This is a genomic window from uncultured Microbacterium sp., from assembly GCF_913776565.1.
Lineage (GTDB): Bacteria > Actinomycetota > Actinomycetes > Actinomycetales > Microbacteriaceae > Microbacterium.
In genome coordinates, this window is the sequence record NZ_CAJYPF010000059.1 from 1 (window position 1) to 7,692 (window position 7,692).

General features: G+C 72.5%; 8 protein-coding genes and 1 pseudogene. 7 read left to right on the forward strand and 2 right to left on the reverse strand.

Annotated features, from left to right (window positions below):
• Nucleotides 1–194 (reverse strand): annotated as a pseudogene (locus QZ433_RS03700) (A/G-specific adenine glycosylase); the annotation flags it as partial.
• 189 nt (nucleotides 195–383) lie between these two features.
• Here QZ433_RS03700 and QZ433_RS03705 point away from each other — a divergent pair.
• The 5 genes from QZ433_RS03705 to QZ433_RS03725 are packed head-to-tail and all read left to right on the forward strand — an operon-like array spanning nucleotide 384 to nucleotide 3,551.
• Nucleotides 384–887, forward strand: a complete 504-nt coding sequence (locus QZ433_RS03705; RefSeq protein ID WP_295780070.1) for a hypothetical protein — start codon at nucleotides 384–386, stop codon at nucleotides 885–887.
• Nucleotides 887–1,780, forward strand: a complete 894-nt coding sequence (truB, locus tag QZ433_RS03710) for a tRNA pseudouridine(55) synthase TruB (protein ID WP_295780071.1) — start codon at nucleotides 887–889, stop codon at nucleotides 1,778–1,780. The genes QZ433_RS03705 and truB overlap by 1 nt, the downstream gene beginning before the upstream one ends.
• Nucleotides 1,777–2,145 (forward strand): hypothetical protein, encoded by a 369-nt coding sequence (locus tag QZ433_RS03715; RefSeq protein WP_295780072.1) that lies wholly within the window; start codon nucleotides 1,777–1,779, stop codon nucleotides 2,143–2,145. Before truB ends, QZ433_RS03715 begins: the two co-directional genes overlap by 4 nt.
• A 45-nt stretch (nucleotides 2,146–2,190) precedes the next feature.
• On the forward strand, nucleotides 2,191–2,610 hold the full coding sequence (locus QZ433_RS03720; protein WP_295780073.1) for a hypothetical protein: 420 nt from the start codon (nucleotides 2,191–2,193) through the stop codon (nucleotides 2,608–2,610).
• Nucleotides 2,607–3,551 (forward strand): bifunctional riboflavin kinase/FAD synthetase, encoded by a 945-nt coding sequence (locus tag QZ433_RS03725; protein WP_295780074.1) that lies wholly within the window; start codon nucleotides 2,607–2,609, stop codon nucleotides 3,549–3,551. The genes QZ433_RS03720 and QZ433_RS03725 overlap by 4 nt, the downstream gene beginning before the upstream one ends.
• A 7-nt stretch (nucleotides 3,552–3,558) precedes the next feature.
• Here the strand turns inward: QZ433_RS03725 and QZ433_RS03730 are convergent, their stop codons facing one another.
• Nucleotides 3,559–4,914: an MFS transporter gene (locus tag QZ433_RS03730; protein WP_295780077.1), complete on the reverse strand. Its 1,356-nt coding sequence runs from the start codon at nucleotides 4,912–4,914 to the stop codon at nucleotides 3,559–3,561.
• Nucleotides 4,915–5,041: 127 nt separating this feature from the next.
• Here QZ433_RS03730 and QZ433_RS03735 point away from each other — a divergent pair, with 127 nt between their 5' ends.
• Together QZ433_RS03735 and QZ433_RS03740 are read left to right on the forward strand one after the other, a co-directional pair.
• Entirely contained in the window at nucleotides 5,042–7,384 is a 2,343-nt protein-coding gene (locus QZ433_RS03735; RefSeq protein WP_295780075.1) for a heavy metal translocating P-type ATPase, read from the forward strand.
• A gap of 55 nt (nucleotides 7,385–7,439) precedes the next feature.
• Nucleotides 7,440–7,692 (forward strand): hypothetical protein (locus QZ433_RS03740; RefSeq protein WP_295780076.1); only part of this gene is annotated, 253 nt, incomplete at its 3' end.

Here is a 7,692-nt window from a genome sequence, read left to right on the forward strand (position 1 = left end):
GCCGCCAGGTCGGCCGGCGTGGGCCAGCGCGTCAGCCACGCCTCGAGGTGGGGGATGACGCGGGTGACGGGCGTCTGCTGCAGCATGAACTCGCTCACGAGGGTGCCCCACGCCCCGAAGCCCTCCCGGCGCCACGGCAGGTCGCGCGCGGCCCCGCGGTACCAGTCGATGAGCGGGGCGGCGAGTCCTGGCATCCGTCCAGCCTACGAGGCCGGACGCGAGCCGGCCTTTCCTGCCGATAAACGCTGTCCGTGTCCATAAACGCGGGCTCTCCGCGTTCTTGAGCACCGATCGCGTTTATCGGGGGCTGGGGGTGCCGCGCCCGGATCGTCGCGGGGCGGCGGGGGCGGTCCGGTGTCGGCGGTCGATCGTAGGCTGGAGGCATGTCGAGTGAGAACGCCGTCGAGACCCTGCAGAGAAGTCTGCGCGACCTGATGCGGCAGAACAACCGTGCGGGGCGCGTGGTCGTCGCGGTCGACGCCCTCGATCTCGGTGCGGCGATGGACTTCGCCGGTGATTTCGAGAAGGCGATCGCCGAGGAGGGAACGGCGGTGTTCCACGTCTCCGTCGCCGACGGGGCCCCGCAGGTGCGTGAAGCGTTGATCGGACCCTTCCGCGCGGGCGATCCCTTCGGCCCCGACGACGTCGCCCCGGCGGACGCGGTCCTCATCGTCTCCGGACGCTTCCTGCACGCGCCCGAGGTGCGGGGTCTGTGGAACTTCTCGGTCTGGCTCGAAAGCAACCCGCCGATCGGCGCCCCCCGCCCCGAACTCCCCGATGTCGAGAAGCACTACCTCGCCACCGCGCGGCCGAAGGCGGCGGCATCCGTCATCGTCGAGAACTCCGACCCCGCCCACCCCGTGCAGGTCTTCGGGGACTTCTGCTGATGGTGCGCCCCGGCATCCTCCTGGTCGACAAGCCCGGAGGCATCACCAGTCATGACGTCGTGTCGCGCGCGCGGCGGGCGCTCGGTACCCGCAAGATCGGCCACGCGGGCACGCTCGACCCGATGGCGACGGGCCTCCTCGTCCTCGGCGTCGAGGGGGCGACGCGCCTGCTGACGTACATCGTCGGCGCCGACAAGACGTACGAGGCGACCATCCTGCTGGGGGTGACGACAGACAGCGACGACGCCGACGGGGTCGAGACCGGGCGAGCGGATGCCGACACCGTCGCCGCCGTGGCCGACGCGGCCATTCGCGACGGCATCGCGGCGCTGACGGGCGAGATCGACCAGGTGCCGAGCACCGTGTCCGCCATCAAGGTCGACGGGCGTCGCGCGTACGACCTCGCCCGAGCGGGGGAGCAGGTCGAGCTGAAGTCGCGGCGGGTCACGGTCTCGCGCTTCGACGTGCGCGCCACGCGCCGGGGGCAGGGGACGATCGAGCTCGACGTCGTCGTCGACTGCACGAGCGGTACGTACATCCGCGCCCTCGCGCGCGATCTCGGGCGTGCCCTCGGCGTCGGCGGGCACCTGACGGCGCTGCGCCGGACGCGCATCGGCGCGTTCGACGTCGCGGCCGCGGCATCCGTCGACGAGATCTCCGAGGACGCGCTCATCGCGCCCGCCACCGCCGCGGCGGTCGTGATGGGCGCTCTCGCGGTCGGACCCGACGAGGCCCGCGACCTGCGCCACGGCAAGCGCATCGACGGAGGCGGACGACTCACCGGGCCCGTCGCGGCGGCGATCGACCCCGACGGGCGGCTGATCGGGGTCGTCGAGAAGCGCGGCGCCCAGCTCAAGAGCGTCATGAACATGCCCGAGGAGGTCGCGCGATGATCCTGTGGTTCACCCTCGTGCAGGTGGGGCTCGCCGTGCTCGCCGGACTCGTCGCGGTCGGCGCGGGCCTGATCGGTCGACGCCCGGGAGACGTCACCGTCGGGTCGCTCGCCCTCATCGAGCTGCTGCTGATCGTGCAGATCGTCGTGGCGATCATCGCTCCCTTCGCGGGCAACCCCCCGTCGGGCAGCCTGCTCGAGTTCTGGACCTACCTCGTGTCCGCGGCCCTCGTGCCGATCGCGGGCGTCGCGTGGGCGCTCGTCGAGCGCAGTCGCTGGAGCACCGTCGTCATGGGCGTCGCCGCGCTGGCCGTCGCCGTGATGGTCTGGCGCATGCACGTCATCTGGACGGTGCAGGTCGCCTGACGGCACCGGATGCCGGGGCGCCGAGGCGCCTAGAATGGAGGCGTCATGGCATCCACCACTCCCACCCGTTCCCGGGGGATGACCGGCATCGGCCGTGTCCTCGTCGTCATCTACGGCATCATGGCGCTCGCCGCCACGGGCCGCTCGTTCGTGCAGATCGTGCGCGAGTTCGACGACGCCCCGCTGGCGTACGCGCTGTCCGCTCTCGCCGCCGTCGTCTACATCCTCGCCACCCTCGCCCTCGTCTTCTCCGCGCGACCGGCGTGGTACCGCGTGGCGTGGGTGGCCATCGGTTTCGAGCTCGTCGGGGTGCTGGTCGTCGGCACGTTGAGCCTCGTCCTGCCGGCGCTGTTCCAGCATCCGACCGTGTGGTCGGTGTACGGCTACGGGTACCTGTTCATCCCCCTCGTCCTGCCCTTCCTCGGGCTCTGGTGGCTCGTGCGCCATCGCCGGGCGGCGTCGTGATCGTGTTCCGCGATCCGACCGAGGTGCCCGCGCATTTCGGGCCGTCGGTCGTCGCCATCGGCAAGTTCGACGGCGTGCACGCCGGGCACCGCGCGGTCATCGATCGTGCCCGAGTCGACGCCTCGGACGGCGCGCGGGTGGTGGCGGTCACATTCGACCGCAACCCGCTCAGTGTCCTGCGGCCCGAGAAGTGCCCCCCGGATGTGATCGGACCGCACCAGAAGCTCGAACTCCTCGAGCGCGCCGGGGTCGACGCGACGCTGTTGCTCACCTTCGACGAGGCCCTCGCCTCGATCCCCGCCGAGGAGTTCGTGCGCCGCATCCTGGTCGACGCCCTCGAGGCGCGGACGGTACTGGTCGGCCGCGACTTCCGCTTCGGTGCCGGGGGAGCGGGCGACCCCGCGCTGCTGGAGCGCATGGGGGCCGAGCACGGCTTCCGCGTCGACATCGTCGACGACGTGCGCGCGGTGCACCTCGACCGGCGCGTGTCGTCGACGTGGATCCGTGAGGCGCTGTCCGCGGGCGACATCTCGACCGCGGCCCGCCTGCTCGGGCGTGCCCCGTCGGTGTGGGGTGAGGTGGTGCACGGTCTCAAGCGGGGACGCGAGCTCGGCTACCCGACCGCCAACCTCTCGCCCGATCTCGAGGGTTTCGTCCCCGCCGACGGTGTGTACGCCGGGTGGTTGATCGACGTCGACGGCGCCCGTCGCATCAGTTATCCCGCCGCGATCAGCGTGGGAACCAACCCCACGTTCGACGACGTGCACTCCCGTCAGGTCGAGGCGTACGTGATCGACGAGACGGGGCTGGATCTGTACGGCCACCACGTCGAGGTGCGGTTCGTGGAGCGCGTGCGGGGGATGACGGCCTTCGACGGCGTCGACGCTCTCCTGGTGCAGATGGCCGACGATGTGGAGCGCTCGCGCGCGATCCTGCGCTGATCGACCCTCACTCCGCGCGCGACAAATGATTGCGGATGCCGAGGAACGACGCGGTCGCCCCGAACACCATCAGCACGGCCACGAAGACCGCCGCGCGGTGGAACCCGTCCAGGTCGAGCGAGCCCCCCACGACCGCCGACACCGCGGCGATCGCGAGCAGTCCGGCGACGCGTGAGACGGCGTTGTTGACCGCCGACGCGATTCCCGACCGCTCGGAATCGATCGCGCCCAGCACCGCGGCGGTCAGGGGAGACACGGTGGCGGTGACGCCGAGTCCGAACACGACGACCCCCGGCAGCACCTGGGTCCAGTAGTCGAAGTCGGTCCGCACGGTCAGCAGCAGGAGAGCGCCGACGGCCATCACCAGGGGGCCGATGGTCATGAACAGGCGGGGTCCGAAGCGGCCCGAGAGCGCGCCCATGCGCGAGCTGAGCGCGATCATGAGGATCGTGCTGGGCAGTGAGGCCAGCCCCGCGAGCGTCGCGGGAAGCCCCGCCCCCTGCTGCAGGTAGACGCTGAGCACGAAGCCGTTGAGCGAAAGAGCCGCGTACACGAAGACCGTGGCCAGGTTGCCGGCCCAGAAGTTGCGCGAGCGGAACAGGTCGAGCGGCATCATCGGCTGGCGGGCCAGGCGCTGGCGCACCAGGAACCCGGCGAACGAGGCCGCGCCGATCAGGCCCGGGGCCCAGATGACGGGTGAGGCCCACCCGAGGTTCGGCTGTTCGATGAGGGCGAAGACCACGCCGCCCAGCCCCGCCGCACACAGCACGGCCCCGAGTACGTCGACGCGGGCACCGGGTCGGCGGTGATCGCGGTGACCGAGGCGCGCGAGCAGCCACAGGGTGACGCCGATCGGCAGGACGTTCACGAGGAACACGAGGCGCCACGAGAGGGTGTCGACGAAGATGCCCCCGATCAGCGGTCCGGCGAGCATGGCGACGGTCGTCGCGCCGGTCCAGATGCCGATCGCGCGCGCCTGGGCGGGTCCGCGGAACGTCGAGGTGATGAGGGCGAGAGAGCTCGGCACGAGCAGCGCGCCCGCGACACCCTGCAGGGCCCGGGCGCCGATGAGGAACGCGGCGGAGGGGGCGGCGGCGATCGCGACCGAGGCGACGGCGAAGCCCACCAGGCCGATGCGCAGCACGACCACGCGCCCGAGGACGTCGCTGAGGGATCCGGCGACGAGGATGAAAGCCCCGAGCGTCACCAGATAGGCGTCGACGACCCACTGCTGCGTCGAGAGTCCGCCCCCGAGTTCCCGCGCGATCGCGGGCAGGGCGACGTTGACGACCGTGCCGTCCAGGAACGACACGAAGGATGCCAGGACGGCGATCGTCAGCACCACGCGCTGCTCGCGTGTCATCGGCTCGGCCACGTGCCCAGCGTAGGGTCGACCGCCGACATCCGGGTCGGGGTGGACAGGAGCGCGCAGCGCCCCAGGAATACCCCCTGGGGGTATCCTGTTATCGCGGGTGAGCGAAGGAGGGGTCATGACCGACGACACCGACAGGACAGCGACCGCCGAGGCGGTGCTCGACATCGAGGGCATGACCTGCGCGAGCTGCGTCGCCCGCGTCGAGAAGAAGCTCCGCCGCGTCGACGGGGTGGACGCCGCGGTGAACCTCGCGACCGAGACCGCGCGCGTGCGCTACCCGGCCGAGCTCGACACGGCGTCCCTGATCGAGGCGGTCCGGGCGGCGGGCTACGACGCGCGCGTGCGACCGCGCGCGACCCCCACGCCGCCGCAGCCGGTCGAGGTGACGCTTCCCGGGGGACAGGTGGATGCCGTCACCGGCCGCGACATGGTGGCGGGCGACGGGCGACCCGCTCCGCGCGAGCACGAGCACGAACACGTTCACGACACCGACGACGCCCCCGGCACGACGCCGCTGCGGGTGCGCCTGTGGGTCTCGCTCGCCCTCGCCCTCCCGGTGATCGCCGTCGGCATGATCCCCGCCCTGCAGTTCCCCGGGTGGCAGTGGGTGTCGCTCGCCCTCACGACCCCCATCGTGTTCTGGGGCGGCTGGCCCTTCCATCGGGCCACGCTCCGCAACGCCCGCCACGGCGCCGCGACCATGGACACGCTCATCACCCTCGGCACCTTCGCCGCGTACCTATGGAGCGTCTGGGCCCTGCTGTTCGGATCGGCCGGGCGGATCGGCATCCGTCACGAGGTCATGCTCTTCGGCCCCGTGCACGACGCCACCTCGGTCGTCTACTTCGAGGTCGCGGCCGCCGTGACCGTCTTCCTCCTGCTGGGGCGCGTGATCGAGCAGCGCTCCACACGCCGAGCCGGAGCGGCGCTGCGGTCGCTGCTCGATCTCGGTGCGCGCGAGGCCGAGCTCGCCGACGGCCGTCGAATCGACATCGACCGGCTCGCCGTGGGGGACCAGTTCGTCGTCCGTCCCGGGGCGACCGTCGCCACCGACGGAGAGGTCGTCGACGGGCGCGCCTCGATCGACGAGAGCATGCTCACCGGAGAGTCCCTCCCCGTCGATGTCGGGCCCGGCTCGACGGTGACCGGCGGCACGATCGCCTCGGGTGGCCGTCTCGTCGTGCGCGCGACCGGCGTGGGCGAGCAGACGCGGCTCGCGCGCATCGCCCGCCTGGTCGAGGACGCCCAGCTCGGTAAGAGCCGCGTGCAGCGGCTCGCCGACCGTATCTCGGGCGTGTTCGTGCCGGCCGTGATCGTCCTGGCCGTGCTCACGCTCGTCGCCTGGCTCGTGGCGGGGCAGCCGATCGCCGCCGGCTTCACCGCCGCCGTCGCGGTGCTGATCATCGCGTGCCCCTGCGCGCTGGGCCTGGCCACCCCCATCGCGATCCTCGTCGGCACCGGTCGCGCGGCCCAGCTCGGCATCCTCGTCACCGGACCGGCCGCCCTCGAATCCGCGGAGCGCATCGACACGATCGTGCTCGACAAGACCGGCACCCTCACCGCGGGACGCATGAGCGTCACACGGGTCACGACCGCACCGGCGCAGGATGCCACGGCGGCCCTGCAGCGCGTCGCGTCCGTCGAACGCGGGTCGGAGCACCCCGTCGCGCGCGCCATCGTCGCCGCGGCCGGAGACGGGGAGGTCGCCCGCGACCTCGAGGCCCTTCCCGGGAGGGGGGTGACCGGGGTCGTCGACGGGGCGCGCGTCTTCGCGGGCCGTCCCGCGCTCGCCGCCGAGCTCGGCGCCGCGCTGAGTCCCGCGCTCGCCGCCGCCGTCGAGGCGGGGGAGCAGCGGGGCACGGTCGTGGTGGCCGGGTGGACCGACGCCGCGGGACGGGCCTCGGTGCGCGTCGTGATCGAGATCTCCGACACCGTGCGCCCGCAGAGCGCCGCGGCCGTCGCCCGGTTGCGCGACATGGGACTGGAACCCGTGCTGCTCACCGGCGACAATCCCCACGTCGCTCGCGCCGTCGCCGCCGAGCTCGGCATCCAGAGGGTCCGTGCGGGTGTGCTGCCCGAGGGGAAGGTCGCCGAGATCGCCGCTCTGCGCGCCGAGGGGCGCACCGTCGCGATGGTCGGGGACGGCGTGAACGACGCCGCGGCGTTGGCGTCGGCCGACCTGGGCATCGCGATGGGAGGAGGAACGGATGCCGCGCTGCACGCCAGCGACGTGGCTCTCATGCGCGACGACCCGCGAGGGATCGTCACCGCGGTCGCTCTCAGTCGCCGCACGATGCGCGTCATCCGCGGCAACCTCTTCTGGGCGTTCGCGTACAACGTAGCGGCGCTGCCCCTGGCCGCGCTGGGCCTGCTCAACCCGATGCTCGCCGGCGCGGCGATGGCGTTCTCGAGCGTGTTCGTCGTGCTCAACAGCCTGCGTCTGCGGCGCGCGGGCTGACACCCGGGGCTCGCCCCGACACGGCGCTAGGGTCGAGGCGATCCCTGGAGGTTCCATGTCCCCCCTCGCCCGTGTCGCCGTCGCCGGCGTCAGCGCCGCCGCGTTCGCCCTCGTCCTGTCGGCGTGCGTCCCCGCGGCCGAGACCGCCGCCCCGTCGGCCGGTTCGGTGTCCTCGTCGGCCGCTCCGTCGGCCACCGCCTCGGCGTCGCCCACCGCCTCGGCGACGCCCACCCCGACGCCCACTCGAGCGCTGCCGGCCTCGTGCGACGGCGTGTATTCCGCCGCGATGAGATCGACCCTCGAGAACG

Bases quoted from the DNA above. Each gene is read 5' to 3' on its own strand.
- QZ433_RS03715 (WP_295780072.1), top strand. From the start codon at position 1,777: ATGATCCTGTGGTTCACCCTCGTGCAGGTGGGGCTCGCCGTGCTCGCC.
- QZ433_RS03735 (WP_295780075.1), top strand. From the start codon at position 5,042: ATGACCGACGACACCGACAGGACAGCGACCGCCGAGGCGGTGCTCGAC.
- truB (WP_295780071.1), top strand. From the start codon at position 887: ATGGTGCGCCCCGGCATCCTCCTGGTCGACAAGCCCGGAGGCATCACC.
- QZ433_RS03730 (WP_295780077.1), bottom strand. From the start codon at position 4,914: ATGACACGCGAGCAGCGCGTGGTGCTGACGATCGCCGTCCTGGCATCC.
- QZ433_RS03705 (WP_295780070.1), top strand. From the start codon at position 384: ATGTCGAGTGAGAACGCCGTCGAGACCCTGCAGAGAAGTCTGCGCGAC.
- QZ433_RS03720 (WP_295780073.1), top strand. From the start codon at position 2,191: ATGGCATCCACCACTCCCACCCGTTCCCGGGGGATGACCGGCATCGGC.